General features: G+C 31.2%; 1 protein-coding gene. It reads right to left on the reverse strand.

What is annotated here, in order from left to right:
- Positions 1 to 231: hypothetical protein (locus SB749_RS21100; RefSeq protein ID WP_410712042.1), on the reverse strand; the 231-nt coding region annotated here is incomplete at both ends.

Genomic DNA, 231 nt, shown 5'->3' on the forward strand with positions numbered 1-231 from the left:
CTTCGATAGACTTAACGGTTAATTCTGCAAAATCTACTTCATGAAGCTTACTTAAAAAGAAAGATTTTAAAGTTTCCATTGAAGATAGAAGGTTTTCTTCTGATGGGTTTAGGCAAGCTTTAAAAAAAGCTTCATAACAATCATCTGATAAATTATTAGTAATATAATCTGCTAGCCCATTTCTAATAAATTGAATCTGTCCTGTAGATTCATCCCCAGAAAAGTATGCAG

The organism is Brevibacterium sp. SIMBA_078 (genome assembly GCF_046534565.1).
In the GTDB taxonomy this organism is placed as follows: Bacteria; Actinomycetota; Actinomycetes; order Actinomycetales; family Brevibacteriaceae; genus Brevibacterium.